Origin of the sequence: Anaerotignum sp. MB30-C6 (assembly GCF_030908465.1) — a bacterium.
Classification (GTDB): domain Bacteria; phylum Bacillota; class Clostridia; order Lachnospirales; family Anaerotignaceae; genus Chakrabartyella.
In genome coordinates this window covers 1534626-1559747 of record NZ_CP133078.1, presented here as the reverse complement: position 1 = coordinate 1559747, position 25122 = coordinate 1534626, and the positions used below count along the sequence as shown (strand labels likewise).

Genomic DNA, 25122 nt, shown 5'->3' with positions numbered 1-25122 from the left:
ATACCTCCTTTAACCCCATAGACTAAAATGCTCTGCCACAGGTCCTAATGACAATACAGGGAAGAATGTAAGCCCAGCAAAGATATAAACAATCAGCACCAGAACAAAAGCAAATGTGGCGGTATCTGTTTTAAGCGTTCCAACCGTTTCATTCACAAGCTGTTTTTTCATCAGAGAACCTGCGATTGCCAACTGAATGACCAAGCTTACATATCGCCCAAAAAACATGGCCAGTCCCGTTGTAATATTCCAGAAAACAGAGTTATCCCCAAGTCCCTCAAAGCCCGAGCCATTGTTTGCCGCAGAGGATGAAAATTCGTAGAGCACTTGACTTAGTCCATGAAAGCCTTCATTGGTAATACCACAAAGCCCGCTTGAAGTTGTAACTGCAAGGGCAGAAAAACCCAATATTAATAACGGATGAATAATGATACAAAGGGCGGTTAATTTCATTTCTTTGCCCTCGATTTTTTTGCCCAAGTATTCTGGAGTTCTACCAATCATAAGACTACAGATAAATACGCTGAGAATGACATAAATAATCATATTCATCAATCCCACGCCCTTACCGCCAAAGACAAGGTTTAGCATCATATGCAAAAGAGGCACAAGCCCCCCTAAAGGTGTAAGGGTATCATGCATGTTGTTTACAGTGCCTGTGGTAAAAGAAGTAGTAACGGTGGTAAAAAGAGCTGAAGCATCCACTCCAAATCGAACCTCTTTGCCCTCCATACTGCCCATGGACTGAGATAATCCTGCATTTGCAAGCGTAGGGTTTCCTGCCATCTCTGCAAAGTAGCAAAGGCTTAGACCAATCACAAAAATATTGCTCATGGCTGTAAAAATAGTTCTCCCTTCACTACCCATAACACTTTTCTTGACTTTCATGATATTTTTCTTTTGCTCTGCAATCATTTTTCCAAACATAACAACACAAGCACCAGGCAAGAGCATCATGGAATAAAGCTCAAAAATATTCGACCAAATTGTGGGGTTTTCAAAGGGAGTTGTGGAGTTTGCCCCAAAAAAACCACCACCGTTTGTGCCAATATGCTTAATTGATTCCAGTGATGCCACAGGCCCCATGGCGATATCCTGCATTGATCCCTCAATAGTTGTGGCAGTTACATTGGAAGAAAGCGTTTGGGGAACTCCTTGCCATACAAGTAGTAATCCAACTACAATGGAAAGAGGCAAAAGCACCCGAGTCGTAATGCGAATAAGGTCTGAAAAAAAATTGCCCATTGCAATTTTATCTTTTCCTACCAATCCTCGTACAAAAGCTGTGCAAGCGGCATAGCCACTTGCTGCCGAAGTGAACATCATAAATGTAATTACCGCCATTTGAGAAAAGTAGGAAAGTCCGCTTTCTCCCGAATAATGCTGCAAGTTGGTGTTGGTCATAAAGCTTATAACAGTATTAAATGAAAGACTGCTTTCCATTCCACCAATTCCATTGGGATTGAAAAATAAAATACCTTGAAACCGTAAAATAAGATAACCTACCAAAATCATTACTCCATTGGTTACAACAAGAGCCACTACATATTGCTTCCAGTTCATTTGATTTTGTGGATTAATTCCGGTTATTTTATAAATTCCGTTGTCAATCCTATTAAAAACAGAATCTGCAATGGTCTTTTTATTTGTGGTAACATAATATAGGTAAATACCTATGGGAATTACCAAAAACATATATAGAATAAGTGTAAACATAATTTCCACCATATGGTTTTCCTCCCTTTTTTAAAATTTTTCAGGATTAATAAGTACATAAAATAAATACCCCGCCAAAAAAATTAATCCTATGCCTAAAACAATCATTCCTATTACCATAAATAGAACCCTCCAATTTAATCTTTATTCACTTGCTTTTCGCACCAATTTATAAATAGCAAGATAATCGATAAGCACAGGAATAAAACACTTACCATAATAACATCCATATAATTACCTCCTTATAAAACAATATCTTTATATCCACCCAAACAAAAAAGATATGGGAGTCATAAAGACCGCAGTTAATAAAGCAACACATATAAGAATTAATATTGGCATACCAATTAGCAGAATAAGCCAAAACAAAAGCGGGTGCCGAGTTAAAAAAAATGACCAGGCTTCTTCTTTGCTCTTTTTATCTTTAGGTTTATGAATATGAACTTTACGTAAGCGCATAACCCTCCCTCCCTTTGATGAATTTGATTACATTGTAATGCTTATCATATTAAAAAGGTTCAAAGGGAGATGATCCCCATGTAAAGATTCCATTAATAATAAATGTGTTATTGTCAAGTATACGCACCAAACCTTATTCAACTTACATATAAACAAAACAGTAAAATAGGCCTAAAAAAAACCTGCCAATCGTCAAAGAATGGCAGGAAGCCCTCGGAAGAGGTTTGAATTGTCGTATTTATGGATGCCATCTACTACCCTGTAGCGAAGATGTATCGTTAAGCGTGCTGTATACATTCCCCTAGGCTTTGATATGCATGGGAAAAGATTGTTCTGAGAATGTGTTTCGGCAAAAATGAAAGTGCCAGGTTTTGGCTGCTCATACTGAATAGCTTGAAAAACCGAGTTGTAAGGGATATTGCCATGCATTCGCTGCAATATGGTGCTTCATCCACTATTAATCTATTACAAGTTTTGCTGATTGACTTCAAATACAGGACCACAGAACTTGATCAGCATTGACAACTAACCCCGAGGCCTTGAAAAGAAGTAGCAAGTCAGCACCCATTGTGATACCAGATAGTGCAATATAACAGAAATCCTTTTTACGATATAGTGCAGTCAGTTTGTATTCTGTCAAAAAGAAAACAACAATCAGTAGAATACTCCCCAACAGAGAGCGTAGAAGGACGATTTCATAGCTGGTTAAACCGATATAACTTACCTCAACTTTGTTAGAACGAAAAGTAGAAGCCCAAAGATGTACTTGAAATATACCTGCTTCAGCGTGTGCGTCTTCCAACAAACACTGTTCCAGCACTTCCACCCCCGACAATATATTAAAGAAGGATCCCTTTTCCATATTAGGACATCTCAATTATACGCTTCCTTAGTTATGGTAATTTTTACTCATCTTTAATGTATTGACAATTTTAACATAATGGGTAATTCCGTAAGTTTCCTTTCTCCCATATAGCTTGTTTAGTTAAAATTCCTCGATCGTTCAATCAAGCTTTGATTGCCCATCTCATTTTTGCTGAACGAGCACGACTATTCATATTACATTCCTCTACTGTCGGCCTGATAACCTCGGTTGCGATTTCGCTGTAAACACCTTCAATCGCCAGTCTTTTAAAAGACTTTTTAACCATTCTATCTTCTCCTGAGTGGAAAGTTAGTATCGCTACACGTCCACCTTTTACAAGGGCATTAGGAAGTTTTTCTAAAAACTCAAATAACACTTCAAATTCACTATTCACATCGATTCGCAGTGCTTGGAATGTTCTTTGGCATGATTTCTTGATTACTTCTTTTCGTTCACCTGTTGGAATAAATTGAAGCGCATCTCCAATAATTTGTTGGAGCTTAGTAGTCGTAGAAATATCCACTCCATTTTCAATTTCAGAAACAATAGCTTTTGAAATTACTTTGGAATACGGCTCGTCTGAATTTTCATGCAGCATACCTTCTAATTCTTCTTGCGTAATAGTCCTTAATCGTTCAGCCGCAGAAATACCCTTTTCAGGATTCAGCCGTAAATCCAGAGGCCCCTCTCTTTTATATGAAAACCCTCTGTCTGGATTATCTATTTGCATTGAAGAAACGCCTAAATCTGCTAATATAAAATTAAACAAACCTGCCTCAGCAACGACTTCATCAATATTGGCGAAGTTCAGTTGCTTGGTGGTTAGTATGTCTCGTCCATAACCTAAATGCTCTAGACGTTCTTTGGTTTTGGATATTTCAATAGGGTCTACGTCAAGCGCATACAAATGTCCCTTGGATTCTAATCGATTTAGCATTTCTAGCGTATGTCCGCCATAACCCAAAGTTGCATCCAAGCCAGTTTGCCCTGGCTTAATTTTTAAGAACTCCATTATTTCTTTGACACATATTGAAATGTGCATACCAGCAGGTGTATTTCCCTTTTGAATGACTTTTGCTATAGTATCTACATATTTTTCTGGTTGAAGCTCTTTATATTTTTCTTTATAGCTTCGTGGATGCGTTCCTCGATATCTGATACGTCGTTTGTGTTCCTTTTCTTGATTACCCATGAATTATCTCTCCCCTTTTCTTGTCGTCTTTAATTATTTTTCCTTTGAATTATTGTCGATTTCTTTCAGAAATAAGATGCAGTTTCTAATAATTCTTCTGATTTTATATCTAATAACTAACTTCCAAAATTCCATAGTTCCTAATAAATATACTGGTCAGTTAAGTCAACATGTTGTCAAAATGTTTTATTTTATTTTCTTTTCTCTTAATACCCATATGACGGAAAACAGCTCTAAAAACAGGCAAACGGAACTCCTGCTATTCTGGCAGATTTAGGGCAGAACTTCACACAGGCATAACAACCAAGGCATTTCTCTCACTAATTTCCAGAGTTTTTAACTCAGTTGCACCAACAGGACATTTGCGAGCTCCGCAGGCAAACAGATTTTTTCACTTGAGGTTGTCGCATTAAAAAACGTGTACCTGAATCTGGGAACTCGCTAATAAACTATGGCAAAACACTTTTGGGAACTCGAATCCGAGATACTTAAGCTATTTTATACTACCACAATTGGCTTAGAAAAACAGTATATTTGCATACTTTTACAACCATCCTCTACAACCCAGTCTGTAACTCAACCCTACGGCTTTCAATTCGTACTAGACTCTCAACGCAAAATACATATAATTTTTCAAAGACCCAAGTATTATGATTTTATCTATGCATCCCTCCCACGGTTAGTACAAAGAATCAGTGTCTGCTATATGGGATTTCAGCACAGTGGATTCAGAAAAAGCCAAGGCGCTTAAATTGCAACTATAGAGAATTTTTTGATATTCTAAAATCATATTCTGGTAGAAATCTGGTCATGGGTTTTGTTGCCATAAGTTAGTTTAAATTAACTAAGGAGAAAATAAGTTTATACAAAAAAATCATGGATAAACGTAATAATACATTTTATTGGAAATTTAAAACCGTTTTTGATTGCATCGGTTATAACAGCTATATTTACTGTCACCTGTGGTTTGATTCCTTATTTGCAATCCGAAAATAATCACATTATTTTTAACATCTTCGTATGTAGCATATGCTTTTCCAAAACTAATATTATTTATGATAGAGTTATTAAACAAGTATATATTTGAAAAACCATACTTATATTATTCAATAGATTTTATCACTATTGTTGGAGAAGGATGTTATAATTGATCCGGTGGTGAAAAGTAAAGAATTTCTATCGCAAGAGCTGTTTTAAAAAATACCCCTATTATTATTTGGGATGAAGCAACAGCAAAAGAGATATTGAAAGAGCTATTGATGAACTCACAAAAAATAAAACCAAAATTGTTATAGCACATAAACTCTCTCAACGGTAAAAACTCAACAAAATAATTGTCCCCTCCTTCAGATTATTCCTTAATGGGTTCGAACTCATCTTTACCCACAAAACAAATTGGACAAACCCAATCATCAGGGATATCTTCAGTTCCCGGGGCTATTCCACTATCCGGATCACCTGTTTGCAGGTCATAGAATATCCGCATGGGATACATATATTTACATTCTGCATTTCTCCCTTCAACATTATTATACAATATTTTACTATTTTAGAGGTGCAGGTGCTTTTACAACTATTAACTCTAACACGTTTTCAGATAAATTTTTTACATTCATCTTTGTATTCACAGGAATTTTCAAAAGAGTTCCCTTATCATATTGATGAACTTCTTGATCATTTAGCCCGATAGATAAAGTCCCCCTTACCACTGTCATATAAACGTTCGAGTTCGAAAAATGTTCTGGGAGGCCTTCATCCTTATTAAAGACCATATGAATATAATGAATATTTTCATCCTGAATTACTCTTTCAACCGCTTTTTCATCTCCAGTTGACATTTCATAGATTTGCTCAATCATTTGTATACCTCCTTTTTGTTATAGTTTTAATTAGGTGGTTAAATGATACAATACACGAACTTTATGTTGTTTTTACAACATCCTTTGCTTATTCATTGTAATGAATTGCACGAACAGGACAAGCCAATATTGTTTGACTAAGGCTTTCTTTGTCTACTTCAGCATCAAAAGATTTTATATATGCTTTTTTACCTTGCATACCAAAAATCTCAGGATAATTCTTAGTACACAATGTGCAGCCCATACATGATTCCCTGTTTAATGTAAGTCCACTTGTTTTTTCTTCTTTTTTCCCTATATCTTCATCCTTAATAATCTTTGAAGCAATCCAAGAAAATACAACGATAGCAATTACCGTTAATACCCAACGAATTGCCATAAACTTTATGCCTAAAAACTTAGCTTCGTTTAAAAGCATAGGAACCTTTATTACTGCCCAGGAACTTAAAATTATAACTAAGTTTCGTACAGAGGCCCCCTTTTTGTGGAGCATGACACACATAGGAAATGCTGCATATATGGGTCCCGCAGATATGCAGCCTAAAACAAACGACAATGTGATGCCTTTGACTTTAGATTCTTTTCCTAAATATTTTGTAATTTTTTCTTTTGCAATCCATGCATCCAAAAGTGCGGTAAGAATAAATATCACCGGCATTATCAGAATCATTTCCTTAATGTAATAGACACTGTTTTCCATTGATGCAACACCCAAATCTGGCTTAATCAAAAACATTAGGATGTAGGCGACTGTTATCACAATCAAGAAAGTATTATCTTTTACTTTTTCTAATATTTTCAAGCAATCACCCCCATTACCATTGCGATCATTATGGCAAATAAAAAACTTAATCCATTTCTGGTGGCAGTAAATTTAAGCCCAAATTCACGCTTTTCAAGTGGAAATGTTACGACCCCTACCATTGTAAGTGTAGTTAAAAATGCTACGGAAGGAACAATACCAACTCCAGCGTCAACCAGTGAACCGACAAGGGGAAAAGCAATAAAGGCAGGGATTAGTGTAATTGTCCCAAATGCCGCTGAACCCACTGTTGCCATGAGCAAAGATTGACTTCCTACAAATTCGGCAATATTCTCTGGTGGTAATATTGTTAGAATTAAACCGATTAAAAAAATAATCGATAGTATGCTTCCCAGCATCCCCTTGCCCATGCCAAATGCCATTTTAAGTGCTTTTAATGTCTTCGATTTATCCTTTTTTAATGAAATCAAAAGAAATACAATCGTTCCTATCCACATTGCTGCTGTAAAAATATCCATACAAATCCTCCATTCTTTTTGTGATAACACAATTATAAAGTAGTTTATCACCCTCAAATAGACACCGATGTTACTTTTTGATATAATGTTTTTGTATGGAGGAGTAAATTCACATGAATATTGACATTTTACGGAACATTTCATTATTTTCAACTGTAAAGGAATCTGATTTAGAAAAATTAATTGCAGGTAATCATATTTATCAAAAAAATTATTCGAAAGGTGTAACCGTTCATAATGCAAATGAAACTTGTCGAACACTAGATATTGTATTGTCAGGAAGTTTAGTTGCGTATTCTTTATCAACGAATGGTTCATCAACTACGATGTTTGAATTTAGCAAGGGAAGTGTGATAGGCGCAAATTTATTATTTGGTGAAAACCACAGTTATCCCCTTAATATCTATTGTCTTACAGATTGTCAAATTGTCCACATTAATATAAATGCTGTATTAGAATTCTTGCACGACTACAACTTTACACTGGATTATATAAAGTCAATCTCACAAAATTCCCAAGGAATAAATCAAAAGATAGCAATGTTTACACAAAGAACACTTCGTGAAAATATTATGAATTATCTTAAACAGCAAGCTATCATACAGAAGTCTTCAGTAATTCTGCTTCCAATGAGTAAAAGGCAACTGGCAGATTATTTAGGTGTACAAAGACCTTCACTGTTTAGAGAACTTAAAAAATTAAAAGAAGAAGGCATTATTGAGATTGATAATCGTACAATCGTAATAAAAAAGACTACAGATAAATTCCAAGTAAAAGAACGACTTTAAGAAGAACAGCAAACTAAGTTTGGAAAATCAATACTAAAAAAAGGAATCAAACAGCAAGAAAATCACTGGTTGATTCCTTTTTTAATTTATTAAAGTTAATTTCGAAGGTGAATTTCAATATTAAAGTACCTAATCTCGCGTCATAATCTATTGACGCACTTTCCACTCATTATTTATAAACCTCCCGTGACAGAACTTTGGGTGTCATTCCTCTTCTCACTAAACATTTTTTGGATATTCCTTTAGGACGTCTCGAGTTGGCTGCTTATCTATGCGCAGATCACAGCACATTAACACGTGAATTATCACAAATGCGCTCCGAGGGCTTGCTGGCTTTGAAAGAATCATCTTTTAAAATTATACAATGATTAGGCCCTAAGTTTTAGCCATAGGTCTTTTACAACGGTTTCACCTATATTGCTTTCCTGATATGACCAATTAATACACAGCGCATTCTGTTTGATAAAGAGTAAAAACGTCATCTAACTTTCCTGTCAAAATTACACCATGCCCAGGTGCAATACATTCCAATTTTAAGTCTGCCAAGCCCAAAATTGCACGTTTTTCATGGGAAGTTGCTTGTGCAAACACCTTATCAAAATATGTTTTTGCTCCCTGTAAAACCCTGTCAGTGGTATAATCTTTATCCAAGGGGGGTTCGCATCCCAAATATTGCCCAAACAAATCATTGGAAAACAAGATTTGTTCATTTTCAAAATAAGTAACCATATTGTCATCCCAATGCAACCCTGGCGTATGGGTAAAGCGAAGCTGAAATGTTCCAACTTTTAATGTTGATAAATTTTCCACTTCTATAAAATTTGCATTAGGATAACGGGAAACCAAACGATGTTTGCAGGCTGCGGTGCAGTAAATTGGAATATCCGCCCTTTCAGCCAGCAATAGTGCAAGAGCTCCACTATGATCTTCTTCAGAATGATTAAGGATGATCGCATCCAACTGACTAAGGGGAACTAACTGTTTTAACTCGGCCATGAACGTCTCTCCAACTTTTTCGGGAACAGTATCAATAAGCACATTCTTTTCTCCTCGCAAGACATACGCTAAAAATGAAAAGCTACGATCTGGTTTTTGGATAACTTTTCCCAGAACTGTACATGAATGTGAAATTGAATAATTCATAAATTTTCCTCCTTTTAACCATATATTTATACTTTGTTTCGTATTGTTAATGTTAGTAATAATTTTAGTTTAACATAAGTTTCTCTGTTTCATGTTGCGTACGCAGCATGAAATCACAAAAATAATTATCTATAGATAGTAAACACTCTGGAAGCTAAAAGCAGAAAAATAAATTAAAAGAAACGGGTCAAATCTTAGCCTAGATAGAACAACAAAAAAAATGACTCTTAAGTATAGGCTCACGATGAAGTATACAACCACACCATTATTAGGAAAGATTGACTGCTCCAACAATATAATTGTGTTGTGAATGGATTAAAAATTTTTTATACCAAGTCGGTTTTTATTAAAAAGTGGTTTCTATGAACTGTAAACAGCCCTTCCCGTTGCATTTTACCTAATTCATTTGAAAGCGCACTGTGGTCTACACTTAGGTATTCGGCCAACTGCTGCCGATTAAAAGGGATATCAAATTTTTGCTTGCCCTCACGAGTCGCCTGGAAAGAAAGATAAGATAGCAACCGCCCCGGAATAGGCTTTGCTGAAGTATGAAAAATACGCCATGATAAAGTTAAGTTTTTTTGGGATGAGATTGTCAGCATGTTATGAATTAGTTTTCGTGCGGTATCACCTGCATTCCCAGATACACTTTTAGCGTAATTTTTAGTGAAAAAACAGGGTTACTGCACCTTAACATCGGGATTCTTTTCTCCAAATTTCTCCTTTAATTCATGTTCAATTTCGCTGCGCTTCTTTCCTGATTTCTCACGAGTCTTGATTAGTTTGTATGCCTGAAATAGCTGCGATGGTCCGATTTCCGAACTGAAATAACCAATTCCCTGATTCCACGCCAGAAGTTCAAATACATCGTCCAGAGCAGCAGAATCAAGCCCATGGATATACGCCTTTACCAATTCTCTCGTTGCTTGACGCATTCGCCCCGCACCCACTGCATTCGTCAGAGAAAGCAGCAAACGCATCTCGTAAGGCAACGTTCGCTTTTGATCATTCCATGTAATATCCCAAAAGTCCACAGCTATTTGGCCTAGTCTTTCATCGATCATGGGATAGTTCAACAAAGCCAGGGGGCGAAAGGGCGCACCTCAGCCGTCTCCGTCTTCTGCACACGGAAGAAATAAATATGAAACTCATCTTCCCCGACTTGTTGCGCAAAATGTTCAAACCCAAGAGCTTCCATAGGGGCATAAAGAGGTAGGGGCTCAAAAGTTTGTATAATTGTTAACCCACAACCTTTATCCAAACCAGCAGCACGTTTTTGTAAACCAGGGAAAAAGTTTCCTTGTAAGTGACGAACATCAATGCGTTCAAAATTCGAAATATGTTCCTTCCATTGTTCGAAACTCATAATCATATCCCTTCTTTCTTTGAATTAGCAATATTTTTCCGTGAGGTGTTTCAACAAATTCAAAGCAGTCTCCTGAACTCCCTTCTCTTCCGCTTGATTTTCAAAAAGTTCCACTTCACTGTTTATGCTCTGCAACACATCATCCGTAAGGCTACGTCCTGCAAACGTATAAACTACATTATCCTCTTTGTCAATATGACGTTGTAATAGGTTCGCCCATACACCGGCGTTTACCAAAATTTCCAGCTTGTCCAGAGTGTTTGGGGCAGACTCATAACGTTCTAATGCAACTTCAAGCTCACCCAAGTGAAACCTCCCCATATCATGCTCAACCAACATACCATGTTGAATCAGCTTTACGGCAGCAGGACCCAGCCGCCCCGTCATCTCTCGGAACAAAATCCGCTCCTCTTTCCCATGATGATGTTGATCCGCATAGGTTCGTGCAAAGGTAATCATATCCCTAAAATCATTTACTTCTATGGGGGCACCCTCCAATATGCGGCAGCCGGCATTACGGATTACCGCTACAAGGGCAAGAATATTTTTATGTTCCTGTACCATTAATTCAATAGAATTCATCTTTGCACCTCCTCAATGAGAAACTGCCCGTCTATCCGTTGAAAAGAAAAATGACCGCCAGAAAGACTCCCTGAAACAAAAGCCTCTCGTAATACATAATAGTTTTCAATCTTTCCACCTACTGCATCCCAAAAAGGTAAATGCAAATCCACAGTCTGGTGCCAGCGAACACGTTGCTCACTCTGCTCTAAAATTTCATTGACGTGGTCACAGGGCATGCCTTCCAGCAGTACATCATTCAAAGCTCGATAGATTTCCTGAGCATCATTAGAATCTAACAACGGATTATGCAATCCCAGTTGAAATGCCCGTTGTTTAAGCACTTCAATTTTTGTTGGATCGCCATGTAAAATTTCTGTAACTGTTGCTGCAAAGCGCTTCTCTGCAATACCGATTTGGCCTTGCAACCAACCGTGGATGTTACCGTTATCAATCACGTCTTCCAACGGGCGTCGCTCAACAATTCCATAAGTTATATTTAGCTTGTTTTCCAAGGCATTACGCTCTTCTTCTGACAGAATCGAAGACAACATTGCTTCCGTCAATCCCTCCTGCAACTGAATTTTACGATAAAGCCAGTAATGAATTGGCCCTAAAAATGCACTCATAATCTCAACCCTTTCTAAAAATGTGGTCATGGAATAATTAAGTATTCCATGACCTTAATCTTAACGTTAACCGTTCACCTTACTATTTACAGCTTTTAATACATCATTCACATTTAACCCATGAACCATACATGCATCTGCTAAAGTCTCCATCTGGGAGGAAGGACAACCTAAACAATGCATTCCACACTCCATCAGTGCAGGAGCAGTTTCGGGGTATTTACGCAAAATATCGCTCATTATCATATCACCAGTAACAAAGTCATTTGTAGTATCTTCGTCAAAAAACAGCTTTATGTCATCCTCAACATTTCCAATCCCTGCAATGCCAAAGTTTTCTACCAGTACCTTTGCTACATTCTGGCTAAGGAACGCAGGAAGTGTTGGCCCTAAATGAATATTTTTCACACCCAAATACAGCAGAGCCAGAAGTACAATCACTGCTTTTTGCTCATACCAAGCAATGTTATAAACGATAGGCAAATCGTTGATGTCCTCCAATCCAAAAACCTCTTTCAACTTCAGTGCGATAACAGCCAAGGAGTAGGAGTCATTGCATTGTCCCGCATCCAATACACGAGGAATACCACCGATGTCACCCAGTTCCAATTTGTTGTACTTATACTTGGCACAACCTGCAGTGAGAATAACCGCATCCTTGGGCAGAGCTTGGGCAAAGTCAGTATAATAATTGCGGCTCTTGGCACGACCATCACAACCTGCCATAACCACAAACTTTTTGATTGCACCTGATTTTACTGCCGCAACCACCTGATCGGCGAGAGCCAGAACTTGGTTGTGTGCAAAGCCGCCTATAATTTCTCCAGTTTCGATTTCTGTTGGAGCTACGCAATGTTTTGCGTGTTCAATGATTTCTGAGAAATCCTTTTCTTCTCCAATTGCACCTGAAATATGCTTGCAACCAAGGAAGCCTGCTGCACCGGTTGTATACAGACGGTCTTTATAGCTATCCTTAGGAGGAACAATGCAGTTGGTAGTCATGAGAATTGGTCCGTTGAAGGTTTCAAATTCCTCTTTTTGTTTCCACCATGCATTCCCGTAGTTTCCTACAAAATTAGAATACTTCTTAAATGCAGGGTAGTAGTGTGCAGGCAACATCTCAGAGTGAGTATATACATCCACACCAGTTTCTTGGGTCTGTTTAAGCAGCATTTCTAAGTCCCGCAGGTCATGGCCGGAAACCAAAATTCCTGGGCGAGAACCCACGCCAATACTCACCTTAGTAATCTCAGGATTTCCGTAGGCTTGCGTATTTGCTTTGTCCAGCAGAGCCATACCGAAAACACCATACTTTCCTGTTTCCAGTGTCAGTGCAACCAAATCATCTGCGGAAAGATTGTCATCCAGAGTCGCCGACAGAGCACGCTGGAGAAATGCATCAACTTCACCATCTTCTTGCAGCAAAACGTTAGCATGCTTGGAGTAGGCGGAAAGTCCTTTTAAGCCATAAGTAATCAGTTCACGCAATGAACGAATATCCTCATTTTCTGTAGAAAGCACACCCACCTTGGCTGCCTTTGCTTCAAACGTAGATGCGTCCCCATACCAGTGTGACGCCTCGGGCAACGTTTCCCTATTTCTTACCTGTGCAAGCAGTTCACGCTTTGCATCCAATGTTCCACGGATACGAGCTGTGATCGCTTCTTTATCAAAGTTGGCGTTGGTAATTGTTATGAAAAGATTTAATGTAATCAAGTGATTAATTGTGGAAGAAACCTCTCCACCCTGGGCACGAAGGGCAGTGGTAACAGCTGACAGCCCCTTAGTTACATATATTAACAGATCCTGCATCCCAGCAATATCGGGCTTTTTGCCACAAACACCCATCTGGGTGCATCCTGTACATCCTGCAGTTTCTTGGCATTGATAGCAAAACATTTTATTTTCCATGATTATTACTCCTTTATTTTACTTATATTTTTTATGTTATTTTTCTTTTTGTTCTATCAGCTCATTGAGGGAGAAACAACTGTGAGCAGCATTTTGAAGGCCTCTTTAGCAAATACTGCATGAGGTTTCTTTGCCGGCATAATTAAGGTTTCACCCGCACTCAAAACGTATTCAGAACCATCCACGGTGAACTGCCCTGTGCCTTCCAGTACCAAAACCATTGCATCCCCACTAGAATCATGGGAGCTGATTTCCTCCCCTTTTGAAAATGCAAAAAGAGTAATGCTGACATGAGGATTCTGAGCTAGGGTTTTACTCACAATTTGCCCAGCCTGAACAGAAACTTCATCTTTTAAACACAATGCTGACTCATGTTCTATATTTTTTATGTAATTCATATATAACCTCCTTAATCATCGCTTTCGATGGCATTCACAGGACAACCACTTTGTGCCTGTGCTGCTGCATCCAGCACGTCTACGGAAACTTCTTCTTTGGAAGCAATTGCAACTCCTGCGTCCGTCATTTCAAAAACCTCTGGACAAGCAATTGCACATAACCCACACCCAATACAACTTTCGTTCACAAAATACTTCATAAGAAACATCTCCTTTTCAGAATCGCTATTAAAATGTTGTTTTTTATTAGTTCAATATTATCATTGATTTCACAACATTTATGTTGTTAAAACAACGTAAATGAAAAGAATGATAACAAGAAGCTTTACCCTCATTCCAATGAAAGATGTCTAACGGCAGAAAATCACTCAAAATCAAACATCAAACACCTAACTAGCCTCTGGAAATCGAATGAATGAGCTGAAAGGGTCAAAGCTTTCCTCAAAATCATACTGAAAAACACCCTTAGATACAAAAGAAAGGATGATGCCCGCTACAATCTGGCTGACTTATAATACCGCAATCCTTTGTTCCATTTCTTGAAGGAAAACACTAGCTTCTTTACTTTATACTGCTTATTTCCGTATAAAATAAGGCCTTTTAATTAATAAAAGCAACTTCTGCCCCTACTACATCTAACATAGAGAGTATTTTTTTTGCAATGCATTTCTTTTTGGCAGATACGCCTCTCCTGTATAAGGATCTGTGAATTTAACAACACCATAGGCAGAACGCATTTCTAAACACTTTGTGTAAGATGCTTTTTGAAACTCAAGGGGAGGGTTTTTGTTCTGGAAGTTAATTACGGTTTTCCATTTTTCTATTGGTGCCACTTTGATAATATCTACGGGATACCGTCCGCCTGATGGTGTCAAAGTTCTACTTTCCAATGACAATGGCGGTATCCTCTGGCAGTTTTAATTTGTACTGCTGTATTTTGTAATAAATAAGAACTGACCTTCTTTAAAACGGTCAGTTCTTATTTAGCCATACTATAATGTTGTTAACAGATAGTGATTTTAGCCTTTAAAATCAGTATTATTTAAATAACTTTTTATATTTCTTTTTACTAATTTCATTAGCGATACCAGCGGCAACAGCAACGACAACAGCAGCAGCAACGACAACAGCAGCATCGTCTACAATTAGATCTTTGTCTACACATCATAATTCCTCCTTTACTGGCTTGTACACTATCTACTATACAATATGGTAAGGAGGACAACTTGGTGAGGAAAAACCAGTTAACTAACTTTTTTACTCGCAGACTTTAAAACGATGTGGTCGTATTGATTAGTTTGTATTTGACACAGATTTTGCTGCACGTAGAGCAATGCTATAAATCTTGACATAGGTGGATGTAAACATTCTATTTCTTCTATCAGCCTCGCCATCAAAGGAAATCCATGTTATTTTTTGCCATTTTGATACTGTCAATTAAAATGAAAAAGTTCAAAATCTTAGGAATGGCATTAAAAATACTATATCCCACATAATTTAACCCCTCTAAAAGTGCCGTAGCGAAAGTTTTCACAATCAAGGTATACAGCTTTTCATCACTCTGTTCCTTTTAATAAACTACTCTTACTATTCACTGCATAGGCGGCATTCTCCGCCATTTCATTTAACCACAGACTTAACCGCTAAGTATAAGCCAGAAAATTCAGTAATGGCAGATTCCGTGGAAAGCTTAATCTTCTGGACATAAAGTTCTCTGAATGCGCCTAGTTCGTCATTCTGACATTTGGGTTAATGCATGAATTTCTGCGGCGGCCTTTGGCCCTTTGCTCCCGAAGTTCATCCAGCGTTGCGTTAGAATACCCTTGACATCAAATCCTGTAAATCATTCTGCTACTGGCTCAGCAACACCACCTGACCGACGAGATTTTCAATTAAGATTGTGCGCTGACTTTCACGTTCTGTGTTACTGCATCAAACAATCCTGCAAAGCTAGAAATTTTATCTGCTCTGGATTCCACATTCTGCTGAAAGGCGTTCAAAACATCATTAGTTTCAGACATCACGGCTGTTCCCATCTCATCCAATGCATAAAGGATCTCCGTTGTTCCATCTTCAATACCCTCCACCACACCAAGGGCCATATTTTTACCCATTTCATCTCGGAATACAGTGGATTTGGATACCGAAGAAACCTTAATCCCATTCAACTCACTAGCGAACCATTCCTTCACCTTTATCAGATTTTGAGTTTACACAAAACTTGAAACGCATAAAAAACCTCCAAACTGAGTAATTATGCTAACATCAGTTTGGAGGTTCTATACAATCTTTGGTTAATCCGGTATTGTTTTTGCACCTTTAAACCACGAAAAAAGACCGGCAAATAGACTTAAACCAATCATCAAAAGGGTATCGTTATCCCTTAGATGTGGCATACCAGTCCTATAGTGGTACTCTGTCTGCGACAGACACATGAGGCTTTTGTAAAGCCCTACGCCTGCGTAATGTCTGAATTACATCACTATGCCAAGTTCGATTCCTTCGATAAATTTTAACGGTGCAGAACAGCAATTTTCACGATGCCCTGTTTTTTGTGCTTCTTGACGATAAACTGTCTTTATGAACTTTTCTACAAAGAAAAAGAAAATTTACTCCTTATAGCTAGCTTTCTTTCAACCCTATCAATCGTAATCCTTTAATCATTAAAAAAAGAATCTTACAGATTCGCAGTAACGCTTTCATCTGCATCCTCTTCGTTTTCCCTTTCTGTATCTCCGAAACTACACTCATCGTATTTAATTTTTGTTCTGGCTATAGACCCCCAGTTAGTCCTATCTCCTCGGTAAAATAACAAGGAGACCATTCGAGTCCATGCCAAAATAAAACGCATGATAATATTTTCAGGGATACAGAGAAATATGGATTTTAATACATCTTTGGCGCTGATTCTTGTATCACTCAGGAAATTTCTTGTCAGAAAGGAAATCACCGTTAACATAGAACCAAAAACCGCATAGGTTAAAAATAGTATAATCATGAATTCTCGGTTCAACAGACCAAACTTGTAAGCCAGTAAGGTAATAAAAATACCTGCCAATTCTATGAAAGGTGAAAACAGTTCATAAAAAAGATAGTATAAATAGCTTCCTGTAGTTAACAAATTATTATGCTGAACTAGACTTTGAAAAAGACCAATATACCAGCGCTTCCTTTGTTTTAATAAGTCACCAAATTGTTCTGGCACTTGTGTCCAGCAAATTGCTTCATACGCATATTTGATTTTATAGGGCAAACGATTGGCTCTGTAATAAGAATGTAACTTTACAATCAATTCCATATCTTCACCCATTGATCCAACCTTGTATCCGCCGATGGCAATTACAGCATCTTTTTTAAACAAACCAAAGGCACCTGAAATTATTAAATTTGAATTAAACTTATCTAAAAAAATACGCGACGCTAAAAAAGAACGTTCATACTCCAAAGCTTGTAAAGCGGGAACAATTTTTTTCGGTAATTGGAATTTCACAAGTTTCCCATTTACAAAACTACTATCGTTAGAAACCCGAATCATACTCCCAACGGCGATTACGTCTTCATTCTCCAAAACTGGTGTCGCAATATTAATTAGAGAATCTTCTTGTAAAATGGAATCTGCATCCATACATATAAAATAAGGATGCTTGGATATATTTATCCCCATATTAATGGCGTCTGCTTTACCTCCATTGAACTTATCCACCAAAGTAATCGGTACTTTGTTCTGGTATTTTCCTTCATATACATCTATTTCATTTTGACAAGGAAGGAGTTTTCTTATTGGCCTATGTACCTTATGTAAATTGAAATGCTTTACTACTTTTTCTAATGTAAGATCTTTGGAACCGTCGTTTACAATTATTATTTCATAAATTTTATATTTCAAGTTCAAGAGAGATTGGATCGTGTCCATTATTGTAACCTCTTCGTTATATGCGGGTACTACAATGGAAATAGGTACATAATAATCATGATGAATCTGATTTCGCAATTTTTTCTTTTTCATATTTTCAAAAAGCTCATTACCTCCACTTACAACGGAAATAAATAAAAATGAAGAATATCCCAATAGATAAATGACAAAGAAAATTTCTGTATAATATAAAATTGTTTTTACAGATTCCAGAGTAAAATAGTCATATAAAAAATCAAACACTAAGCCCCCCCTCCCTCTGGTACTGCAACACCGCTGGCTTCCATGAAGTATCTTCGTTTTTCTCCCTTTCTAAACGCTGAATTGTTTTTACGATATAACTTGTAGTTTCCTCATCCTCTCGATAATGGTACAATAACGCATCATTGGTAAAGTGATCGAATAATCTAAGTATTTCAAGTATTTCGTGTTTATCCAATCCATTATCATGCAAATAACCCACTGCATTAGTTCGTATATACCAATTCGGATGGGTGCTTTTTCTCTTGATTACAGCCCGAACCATAAAATCGTTATAATTTGTCAACCCTTGAATAGCAAGGAGCTGTTCAATCCAATTAGAATCATCATTCTTTAAAATCGTTATGAACTTTTGCCTCGATTCCTCTCTAGGAAACTTTGCAAAATAACGCATGGCTGCATATATTACTTCCTCATTTATATCCTTGTTTTGCCATACTTCAAAACAAAAATCCCCCTCATCCATACCATTCTGTCTAAAGTAGTTCAAAATACTCACCTGGGTAGAAGGAGCATACACAAAAAAGTTCTCTTTCATCAATTGGTTAAGCTCTTGCTTATCCCCGTTGAATTCCAATAAGCCATCTACGAATAGCTTTCCGTGGTAAAAAGTCCCCTTTTCATCCACTTTTTTAATTGCATTATTCAATGCATAGGGGTCCTTAAAACGGTAAAATCCAATCATAGCATTGGAGAAAGTATATAACGATTGACTATCTAAAAAAGAAAAAAATTCTTTATAGAACTGCTCTGTAGGGCTTTCATCCTCAAAACTCAAACAAGAAACAACATATGCGTAAAATGCTCTTTCATATTCACTTTTCCCTTTATATTCTGTAATCAAGTTTAAAATATAGGGTTTAATCTCAAGGTAAATCTCAGACTTGTGTTCGTCCAATTCCTCCAGCACGTTTTGCAAAACAACCAGGTTCTTTGTTTTACTAATACTCTTTGTCAGAAAAAACTTTAATTCTTTTCCAAACCCTTTTTCGGCATTATATTGCCGAAACTGTTTCATCAGAAAATCCTTAGTTTTTGAATCCTTACCTCCGAATTTTTTCCCTCTCAGATTTTTTAAAACCAAAAAAGCGATATCGAAAATGATTAGTGCCACACATATAATCATATATATTTGGATAACAAAATTCATAAATTTCTCCTTTCTTTATTTTTTTCACTTCTCCTCCAACCATGCTTTTTGTAAAATATAATAGGATTCCTTAAGACGCTCATGGTATGTAACCTTACGCCCCCAACCTTCTAAAGGTAATGACTTCATTTCAATCTTCTCCTGCCCACTTCCAACTCCGATAAACATCTCCTTTACTCTGATTTGTTCAACCCCAAAATGCTCATAATAGTCATCGTGAATTTTCATCTGGGATGGATTGGAAAAATTAAGCAGCTGCCAAGGCGTTTTGATTTCTACAAAGCCATTCCCAAAACAAAAATCTGCCAAAGAATTAAAATCCACCGCTTTTGGATTTGCATTTCCGTGAAGAAGCTTTCCTGTTTCATAGCTTTGCAATAAAGTGTAATACTCTCCCTCATTAGCAAAATCATAGTCATCGATTTCTATCTGGTAATCATCCTTGTAATAATTCAACTCATGCAAAGTCAAATTGATTTTTTCAAAATTTGTAGAATCTTTCGCTGGTGGATTTTGATAGGGGTTATATTTATGGATAAGCTGGTTTCCATAAATTGCTCTTGTCGTATGATAACGATCTTGCACCCAGACACGACTTTCGTTCTTTCCATTAATTTCGATTAAAAAATCTGTAGGTTTATTGGTTTTTATGTTGTGTCGACCGATATGGGTGCTGCCACTTTTGGGAGTCAAGTCCATAGGAAGATAGATTTTATTCTTCTCATAATCAAACCCCACCTTCTCCACAAGAAAATATATAAACCTTTCATCGTATTTCACAGATAGTTGATGCCCTTCCTGACTTGTAACAATGTCTTCTGTTCCCCAATCACCCTTATCCCCATCCACATAACAAATGCTCTCCTCTTTTCCGGGATCGAAGGACAATAAACCAAAGCTTTGCTCATTTGTTTGGTAATCACTCCAATAGATAATCTGGTTTAGATCCACATAGGGAATGGTATTCCATGTTCGTTTGAACCACTCGTCCTGCCAAATAAATACTATCCCTCCTGCCAAGCCTGCATTTTTAATATCGTTGTATAAAGAAACAATCGCTTCACCTTGCTGTTGTTCATTCAGATTGCCCTGATTTCTACCAAGGTTTCTATTCTGTTCGTAAGAAGCCATACCACGACTGGAAGGTACTCCAAATTCCGAAATAACTACGGGCTGTGTGTGATGCTGATTCAGCCTTGCCAAGTAAGACAGATAGGTATTCTCAGTGGTCTGATCCAAAAAGTTATCATACTCCGGGTAATAAGGGTAAATATGATAGCTGGCATATTGGCCCCCGATAAAGTCCCTTGTCGACTTTATATTTTCCACATCAACCCTTGCAAATTTTCGATATTGAATTGCCAAATCTTCTGGGTAAAGGAACGGATCCGTTGCCGGCCAATTTGAAAATGCCAAAGTACGTTGGGTTCCATACTTTTCTGTTTCGTATTCAATCATTCTATCCCCTATGGATGCTAAGAAAATTTCGAAATTTGCTGCATTTTCTGTGTATAAATACTTCCCCTTATATTGCTCTCTTTGCTCCGCCGTTTCATTTGTAAAAGCTACAATGTCTCCTTCCCATTCCACGCCAACAATATAGCCATACACCCAAGGGGATATGTCATATTTGTAATTCTGTTTCCCTACGGTTTCCAACGCCGCTCGCTTGTGCCTTCCATGGATTATATCAATTACATCCTTGCAGTCTTTTAATAAGTCTCCCTCAAATTTTTTATCAAAAGCATCTCGATGTGAATTTAGCATGTAGTCGTCAACCCAAACACCATGAATTAAATAAAGGGGATTTGGATTGTCTTTATTATAATCGTAAAAGGCTTTGTAAAAAGTATCGTGGGCAATGGTATAGGTTCGAATAACATTCGCCCCTACCTCCTGAATCTGAGTAAACCAACGGATATATTCTTCCTCGGTAATACTGTAATCTGTAGCAAACTTCCCCGGTTTTCCCAGACCTAGGTTCACTCCTTTTATATCAAATACTTCAAAGCCATCCCCCTCATCCACCCAAAGCTTTTCACTGTCGGCCTTTGCAAAACACTCAATTTCTTGCGTATTGGGTACAAATAACATTCCGCTGTAAAAAACACCGTAATCATATAAGAAGTAACACATTATTGAAATTATAACAAAAACTAAATACTTTTTCATGATCTCCCACCTACATCATGGTTAAATTGTTTGTTTATCGAATCATGGGACAGAGATTTTAATGTTTCAATGTTGGCATCTAAAAATTCACCGCGTTTTATTATGCTTTGTTTCAAATCTGCAACGGCCTCTTCAAAATTTCTTGGGTTTCTTTCTGTTGGAATCAACATATCTTCTTCTTGAGAAAAACTATATCCCCAAACCTCATAGTTCCGATCAATTGCATCCCCAAGATAGGCTATAGTTTCATCAATGTACTCTACTAAATATTCATCACTCAAATACGTTTTCCTTAAGGCGTTATAGCGATATATAATCTTGTTAGAGAAATCCTGATCTCTTAACATATATTCGTACCAAAATTTATCTGTCATCATAAAATAATGAGGTTCCGACATAACGGGAAGGTAATTGTCAAAAGCGGAGTTAAAGTCCCATACCGTAATTTTCAGTTTTCCCGTAATATCTTTGTAAAAAAAAGTTGAAAGTCTGGCGGCATCAGAATTCATGGTAAATTCATTGATAATAAAATAATCTACAAAGGATGCAGTATCAATAAAAGATGGGTATCCGTAGTTCTTATCTGCAGAATCAAAAGAAACCAATGCCTTCTCAAACCTGGAGATTTCTGCTTCAATATACTCTTTCTGTTCCAAAGTTAATGTTTTATTGGGATAGATGATTTCAAGCTTATTGCTCCCTCTTTTTCGCGGGCCATTTTTCCCTGAATACTCACTAAAGGTATTTAAAGAGTAAAGTGGATTCTCCCCCTCCTCATCCAACTTCACAATATAGGAGGTCGCTGGCAAATCTGGGTCTGTTTCTGTAAATTTAATTCGGCCCTCGTCATTATATTCAATTTTTTCGGTAAGCAAATAAAGCCCTTTATACGTTCCGTTTATAAATATTTCACAAAATCGTACATTGGGACTATAGTCCATGATTTCTCCAGCCAAGTTATAGCATAAATAATTCCTTATCAGAGTTTTATCCAAAAAAGGTCCATGTAACACCCAATCGCTATCCGCTGTCATCCCAGATAACGAAACTTTTTTGTTGTTAAGAAAATCAGCCTCCATAAACTTTAACAAATATCCTTGTTTATCAAAACCTCTGGAACTTCTCCCTCTGGTGCGAATGAGGGCATGTTCGGATACGGTCGGGGTATCTGTTAAATGATTGTTATACTCCTGATTATCAAAATATTGTACCGAAGCTTGAACCATTTTATTATTTAAGGTGCGACTTCCGTCCTCATTATAAAGAAAAGGGGCAGGCACCGTCTCTTTGGTTGTAATATTAATTAAGGGTATATGGGTGCAAAAGGTTTCCTTACCATGGGTTGTACACTTTGGCTTTTCTTGTGCTTGTAAATGCTGATGATACCTATTCTGGGGCAAACCTAACATACGAACCCCCATAGGGAGTAACACCATAAGAATTATGCAGAGTATGCTTATTATTTTGTACTTCATACAATCACCTACGAAATCTCATCGCTCTGAACAACAATATTTACATAATCCACGTCCCCCAAATGATATAATAAATCCAAAATAGTCTTGCTGTCTCGTTTTTCCCCTAATGCCCGGTTCATTTCCTTTTTCTGGGCTGAGTCCAATAGTTTTTTGTTCAGCTCAAAAATCATTTCCACCTTTTCCGCACTACTGTTTTGCACCTTCAATACAGGAGGTTTTGGAAAATAGGTAAAAATAGTTCTACGTATTTCTTCCTCTAATAAACGGGAGCCCTTAACAATCAATAAAATTCGATTATTGCTTTTTACACGTCCAAATAGAAGCAGTACAACAAATACCGCAATACTGCCCACGGTTGCCACCGTATAATCCCCCACACCGGAACAAATCCCAACAATAATTGTCCAAAATATGTAAACAGTATCTCTGCTATCTTTAATGGAGGTTCGAAAACGGATAATGGACAAGGCACCAACCATACCCAACGATAACGCAATGTTGTTCCCAATTACGGTCATTACCGTAGTTGTTAAAACCGTTAAGGTAAGCAGTGTAATATTAAATTTATGGCTATAAATCGTTCCCGTATGGGTCATGCGATATGATAAAAAAATGATACATCCCATCACTACGGAAAAAATAATTCGCAGTATAATGTCTTCAACACTCAAACTTCCTGTATTACTAATGATATCGTATAAATATTTATTCACGTCAATTTCTCCTAATCTCTTATAAGTATAAAGGATACCCCATAGATCGACCCATACAGTATTTGCTTGATGATACAGGTCGACGATTGATGCAAGCAATCATTTCAGAAATATAGCCCAATAAAAACTGATCGTACTTCACTTCGAAAACGACTGAATCCATGGGAAATACAGGGCTTAGCTGTAAATCCTTATCGAATAGATTAAAATTGCTTTCATTTGCCCGAATATCATGATCAAAAGTCAGGCGAATATGATTTTCCTTCGCCATATATGCCATACGCCCATATTCCACTATCGTTTTCGGTCGATAACACTCCATCGACATGATTGTGTATAATTCATTGGCAAAGGGATTGTCATATTTTAATAAAACCGAAAAGTCACAGGAAATCAACCCACAAGCGTCTTCTCTGGCAATCGTTATACTTGTTTTTTTTTGATAGACACCTTGTTTTTGTTTTAGTTCCAGCTTTGCAACTTCAGCAGATGTATCATAAATCCGTAGCCTTATTTTTCTTCTTATTTCCTGTTCGTTTATTTTATCAAAAAAATCCTTATCATCAATGGTGTCAAAATATAAAGAACGTACCATGTAGCTGCCGTTCTGAGAAAATTCATCTTTATTCAAAGTATTTTCCAGATGAGAAGAGTATAAAAGAGCCTCCTGATTGGCGATTACATACTTTTCTTCTCTTCTTAAAACAACATTCATTCATACTCCCTCCAAAAACCATAAAAAAGTAATATCCTTTTCAAGCCAAGACCAACCTAAAATCACAATTCCCAATGTCCCTTTTTAAAAGAAGTCACTAGGAAAAATCGATTAAACATATAATACAAAACCACCTAAAACAAAGTTTTTCTTTAAAGAAATCCGTCCCAGCCTAGTTAAACACCAACCATTATTTCCGAGTAAAAATATATAAAGATACTTGAGAAAAAACCATAATCTATGTCTAAAAAATGAACCTATAATGAATACTTTTATCGCATACCTTACCATATTCATGATAAGATTTTTTGACTATATGTCAATAAATGTAATTTAATTGATAATTTGATAATAATATCTATTATACCATCAAAAAACAGCGATGTATATGACATTGAACGGTCACTGGGAAAATAAAAAGCAAATAGCCTAATTATCATTCAACCTATTTTCGGCATTAATAATTAGGCTATATTATACATTAATATGAACCTATCAATAGTATTATATTGAAAAAGTAGACACAAAAACTATTTATGTATTACAATTAAT

The 25122-nt window shown here is 37.0% G+C and carries 27 protein-coding genes and 3 pseudogenes; 3 read left to right on the top strand and 27 right to left on the bottom strand.

All coding sequences use genetic code 11. The annotated features are described in order from the left end of the window. Positions 1-9 precede the first annotated feature (9 nt). The 6 genes and pseudogenes from kdpA to RBQ60_RS15545 all read right to left on the bottom strand — a co-directional run. On the bottom strand, positions 10-1728 hold the full coding sequence (gene kdpA, locus RBQ60_RS07970; RefSeq protein WP_307883182.1) for a potassium-transporting ATPase subunit KdpA: 1719 nt from the start codon (positions 1726-1728) through the stop codon (positions 10-12). Positions 1729-1746: 18 nt separating this feature from the next. Beyond that, positions 1747-1824: a K(+)-transporting ATPase subunit F gene (gene kdpF / locus RBQ60_RS15550; protein WP_442871386.1), complete on the bottom strand. Its 78-nt coding sequence runs from the start codon at positions 1822-1824 to the stop codon at positions 1747-1749. A gap of 150 nt (positions 1825-1974) precedes the next feature. Then, positions 1975-2175 (bottom strand): hypothetical protein, encoded by a 201-nt coding sequence (locus tag RBQ60_RS07965; RefSeq protein ID WP_307883181.1) that lies wholly within the window; start codon positions 2173-2175, stop codon positions 1975-1977. A gap of 487 nt (positions 2176-2662) precedes the next feature. After that, a complete protein-coding gene (locus RBQ60_RS07960; RefSeq protein WP_307883180.1) occupies positions 2663-3052 on the bottom strand; it encodes a hypothetical protein in 390 nt (129 codons plus the stop codon). 130 nt (positions 3053-3182) lie between these two features. Then, positions 3183-4232 (bottom strand): 16S rRNA (cytosine(1402)-N(4))-methyltransferase RsmH, encoded by a 1050-nt coding sequence (gene rsmH, locus RBQ60_RS07955; protein ID WP_307883179.1) that lies wholly within the window; start codon positions 4230-4232, stop codon positions 3183-3185. 233 nt (positions 4233-4465) lie between these two features. Further along, a pseudogene (locus RBQ60_RS15545) lies at positions 4466-4528 on the bottom strand (hypothetical protein); the annotation flags it as partial. 873 nt (positions 4529-5401) lie between these two features. Between RBQ60_RS15545 and RBQ60_RS07950 the strand changes: the two are divergent. Further along, positions 5402-5541 (top strand): annotated as a pseudogene (locus RBQ60_RS07950) (ABC transporter ATP-binding protein); the annotation flags it as partial. Between the two features lie 42 nt (positions 5542-5583). On the opposite strand, the pseudogene RBQ60_RS07945 reads toward RBQ60_RS07950, so the two are convergent. From RBQ60_RS07945 to RBQ60_RS07930, 4 genes and pseudogenes are all read right to left on the bottom strand, one after another. Beyond that, positions 5584-5744, bottom strand: a pseudogene (locus RBQ60_RS07945) (rubredoxin). A gap of 32 nt (positions 5745-5776) precedes the next feature. Further along, a complete protein-coding gene (locus RBQ60_RS07940; RefSeq protein ID WP_307883178.1) occupies positions 5777-6091 on the bottom strand; it encodes a cupin domain-containing protein in 315 nt (104 codons plus the stop codon). 88 nt (positions 6092-6179) lie between these two features. Then, entirely contained in the window at positions 6180-6893 is a 714-nt protein-coding gene (locus RBQ60_RS07935; RefSeq protein ID WP_307883177.1) for a permease, read from the bottom strand. Continuing rightward, positions 6890-7372 carry a permease gene (locus RBQ60_RS07930; protein WP_307885955.1) on the bottom strand — a complete coding sequence of 161 codons (483 nt, stop codon included), beginning with the start codon at positions 7370-7372 and terminating at the stop codon, positions 6890-6892. The genes RBQ60_RS07935 and RBQ60_RS07930 overlap by 4 nt, the downstream gene beginning before the upstream one ends. A gap of 113 nt (positions 7373-7485) precedes the next feature. Between RBQ60_RS07930 and RBQ60_RS07925 the strand changes: the two genes are divergently transcribed. Together RBQ60_RS07925 and RBQ60_RS15540 are read left to right on the top strand one after the other, a co-directional pair. Then, entirely contained in the window at positions 7486-8160 is a 675-nt protein-coding gene (locus RBQ60_RS07925; protein ID WP_307885954.1) for a Crp/Fnr family transcriptional regulator, read from the top strand. 197 nt (positions 8161-8357) lie between these two features. Further along, a complete protein-coding gene (locus RBQ60_RS15540; RefSeq protein WP_442871377.1) occupies positions 8358-8528 on the top strand; it encodes a helix-turn-helix domain-containing protein in 171 nt (56 codons plus the stop codon). A gap of 70 nt (positions 8529-8598) precedes the next feature. Here RBQ60_RS15540 and RBQ60_RS07920 read toward each other — a convergent pair whose 3' ends face one another. From RBQ60_RS07920 to RBQ60_RS07840, 17 genes are all read right to left on the bottom strand, one after another. Further along, positions 8599-9303 (bottom strand): MBL fold metallo-hydrolase, encoded by a 705-nt coding sequence (locus tag RBQ60_RS07920; protein ID WP_307885953.1) that lies wholly within the window; start codon positions 9301-9303, stop codon positions 8599-8601. A gap of 326 nt (positions 9304-9629) precedes the next feature. Next, positions 9630-9905, bottom strand: a complete 276-nt coding sequence (locus tag RBQ60_RS15460; protein WP_334307446.1) for a Crp/Fnr family transcriptional regulator — start codon at positions 9903-9905, stop codon at positions 9630-9632. Between the two features lie 78 nt (positions 9906-9983). Further along, positions 9984-10367 (bottom strand): hypothetical protein, encoded by a 384-nt coding sequence (locus tag RBQ60_RS07910; protein WP_307885952.1) that lies wholly within the window; start codon positions 10365-10367, stop codon positions 9984-9986. Positions 10368-10375: 8 nt separating this feature from the next. After that, complete coding sequence (locus RBQ60_RS07905) at positions 10376-10669, bottom strand: hypothetical protein (RefSeq protein WP_307885951.1); 294 nt, start codon at positions 10667-10669, stop codon at positions 10376-10378. A 24-nt stretch (positions 10670-10693) separates the two neighbouring features. Further along, a complete protein-coding gene (locus RBQ60_RS07900; RefSeq protein ID WP_307885950.1) occupies positions 10694-11251 on the bottom strand; it encodes a hemerythrin domain-containing protein in 558 nt (185 codons plus the stop codon). After that, positions 11248-11859, bottom strand: coding sequence for a hypothetical protein (locus RBQ60_RS07895; protein ID WP_307885949.1), 612 nt, complete (start codon positions 11857-11859; stop codon positions 11248-11250). The genes RBQ60_RS07900 and RBQ60_RS07895 overlap by 4 nt, the downstream gene beginning before the upstream one ends. A gap of 66 nt (positions 11860-11925) precedes the next feature. Beyond that, positions 11926-13770, bottom strand: a complete 1845-nt coding sequence (gene hcp, locus RBQ60_RS07890) for a hydroxylamine reductase (protein ID WP_307885948.1) — start codon at positions 13768-13770, stop codon at positions 11926-11928. A 56-nt stretch (positions 13771-13826) separates the two neighbouring features. Next, positions 13827-14168: a cupin domain-containing protein gene (locus RBQ60_RS07885; RefSeq protein ID WP_307885947.1), complete on the bottom strand. Its 342-nt coding sequence runs from the start codon at positions 14166-14168 to the stop codon at positions 13827-13829. Positions 14169-14179: 11 nt separating this feature from the next. Continuing rightward, the gene (locus tag RBQ60_RS07880; RefSeq protein WP_053956331.1) at positions 14180-14368 is read right to left on the bottom strand and encodes a ferredoxin; all 189 of its coding nucleotides are present in this window, start codon (positions 14366-14368) and stop codon (positions 14180-14182) included. Between the two features lie 435 nt (positions 14369-14803). Then, positions 14804-15064: a hypothetical protein gene (locus RBQ60_RS07875; protein ID WP_307885946.1), complete on the bottom strand. Its 261-nt coding sequence runs from the start codon at positions 15062-15064 to the stop codon at positions 14804-14806. Between the two features lie 996 nt (positions 15065-16060). Further along, on the bottom strand, positions 16061-16336 hold the full coding sequence (locus RBQ60_RS07870; RefSeq protein WP_307885945.1) for a hypothetical protein: 276 nt from the start codon (positions 16334-16336) through the stop codon (positions 16061-16063). 509 nt (positions 16337-16845) lie between these two features. After that, positions 16846-18324, bottom strand: coding sequence for a glycosyltransferase family 2 protein (locus tag RBQ60_RS07865; protein ID WP_307885944.1), 1479 nt, complete (start codon positions 18322-18324; stop codon positions 16846-16848). Next, positions 18317-19492, bottom strand: coding sequence for a hypothetical protein (locus tag RBQ60_RS07860; RefSeq protein WP_307885943.1), 1176 nt, complete (start codon positions 19490-19492; stop codon positions 18317-18319). Before RBQ60_RS07860 ends, RBQ60_RS07865 begins: the two co-directional genes overlap by 8 nt. Before the next feature lie 24 nt (positions 19493-19516). Beyond that, positions 19517-21664, bottom strand: coding sequence for a hypothetical protein (locus RBQ60_RS07855; RefSeq protein WP_307885942.1), 2148 nt, complete (start codon positions 21662-21664; stop codon positions 19517-19519). Further along, positions 21661-23073, bottom strand: a complete 1413-nt coding sequence (locus RBQ60_RS07850) for a CotH kinase family protein (protein ID WP_307885941.1) — start codon at positions 23071-23073, stop codon at positions 21661-21663. Before RBQ60_RS07850 ends, RBQ60_RS07855 begins: the two co-directional genes overlap by 4 nt. A gap of 74 nt (positions 23074-23147) precedes the next feature. After that, a complete protein-coding gene (locus tag RBQ60_RS07845; protein WP_307885940.1) occupies positions 23148-23855 on the bottom strand; it encodes a DUF4956 domain-containing protein in 708 nt (235 codons plus the stop codon). Between the two features lie 19 nt (positions 23856-23874). Continuing rightward, entirely contained in the window at positions 23875-24570 is a 696-nt protein-coding gene (locus RBQ60_RS07840; RefSeq protein ID WP_307885939.1) for a polyphosphate polymerase domain-containing protein, read from the bottom strand. Positions 24571-25122 lie beyond the last annotated feature (552 nt).

Coding starts and splice junctions, on each gene's coding strand:
- hcp (WP_307885948.1), bottom strand. CDS start 13,770: ATGGAAAATAAAATGTTTTGCTATCAATGCCAAGAAACTGCAGGATGT.
- RBQ60_RS07900 (WP_307885950.1), bottom strand. CDS start 11,251: ATGAATTCTATTGAATTAATGGTACAGGAACATAAAAATATTCTTGCC.
- RBQ60_RS07840 (WP_307885939.1), bottom strand. CDS start 24,570: ATGAATGTTGTTTTAAGAAGAGAAGAAAAGTATGTAATCGCCAATCAG.
- kdpF (WP_442871386.1), bottom strand. CDS start 1,824: ATGATTGTTTTAGGCATAGGATTAATTTTTTTGGCGGGGTATTTATTT.
- RBQ60_RS07905 (WP_307885951.1), bottom strand. CDS start 10,669: ATGAGTTTCGAACAATGGAAGGAACATATTTCGAATTTTGAACGCATT.
- RBQ60_RS07910 (WP_307885952.1), bottom strand. CDS start 10,367: ATGATCGATGAAAGACTAGGCCAAATAGCTGTGGACTTTTGGGATATT.
- RBQ60_RS07895 (WP_307885949.1), bottom strand. CDS start 11,859: ATGAGTGCATTTTTAGGGCCAATTCATTACTGGCTTTATCGTAAAATT.
- RBQ60_RS07920 (WP_307885953.1), bottom strand. CDS start 9,303: ATGAATTATTCAATTTCACATTCATGTACAGTTCTGGGAAAAGTTATC.
- RBQ60_RS07930 (WP_307885955.1), bottom strand. CDS start 7,372: ATGGATATTTTTACAGCAGCAATGTGGATAGGAACGATTGTATTTCTT.
- RBQ60_RS07880 (WP_053956331.1), bottom strand. CDS start 14,368: ATGAAGTATTTTGTGAACGAAAGTTGTATTGGGTGTGGGTTATGTGCA.
- RBQ60_RS07860 (WP_307885943.1), bottom strand. CDS start 19,492: ATGAATTTTGTTATCCAAATATATATGATTATATGTGTGGCACTAATC.
- RBQ60_RS07885 (WP_307885947.1), bottom strand. CDS start 14,168: ATGAATTACATAAAAAATATAGAACATGAGTCAGCATTGTGTTTAAAA.
- RBQ60_RS07940 (WP_307883178.1), bottom strand. CDS start 6,091: ATGATTGAGCAAATCTATGAAATGTCAACTGGAGATGAAAAAGCGGTT.
- RBQ60_RS15460 (WP_334307446.1), bottom strand. CDS start 9,905: ATGCTGACAATCTCATCCCAAAAAAACTTAACTTTATCATGGCGTATT.
- kdpA (WP_307883182.1), bottom strand. CDS start 1,728: ATGGTGGAAATTATGTTTACACTTATTCTATATATGTTTTTGGTAATT.
- RBQ60_RS07965 (WP_307883181.1), bottom strand. CDS start 2,175: ATGCGCTTACGTAAAGTTCATATTCATAAACCTAAAGATAAAAAGAGC.
- RBQ60_RS07850 (WP_307885941.1), bottom strand. CDS start 23,073: ATGTTAGGTTTGCCCCAGAATAGGTATCATCAGCATTTACAAGCACAA.
- rsmH (WP_307883179.1), bottom strand. CDS start 4,232: ATGGGTAATCAAGAAAAGGAACACAAACGACGTATCAGATATCGAGGA.
- RBQ60_RS07855 (WP_307885942.1), bottom strand. CDS start 21,664: ATGAAAAAGTATTTAGTTTTTGTTATAATTTCAATAATGTGTTACTTC.
- RBQ60_RS07925 (WP_307885954.1), top strand. CDS start 7,486: ATGAATATTGACATTTTACGGAACATTTCATTATTTTCAACTGTAAAG.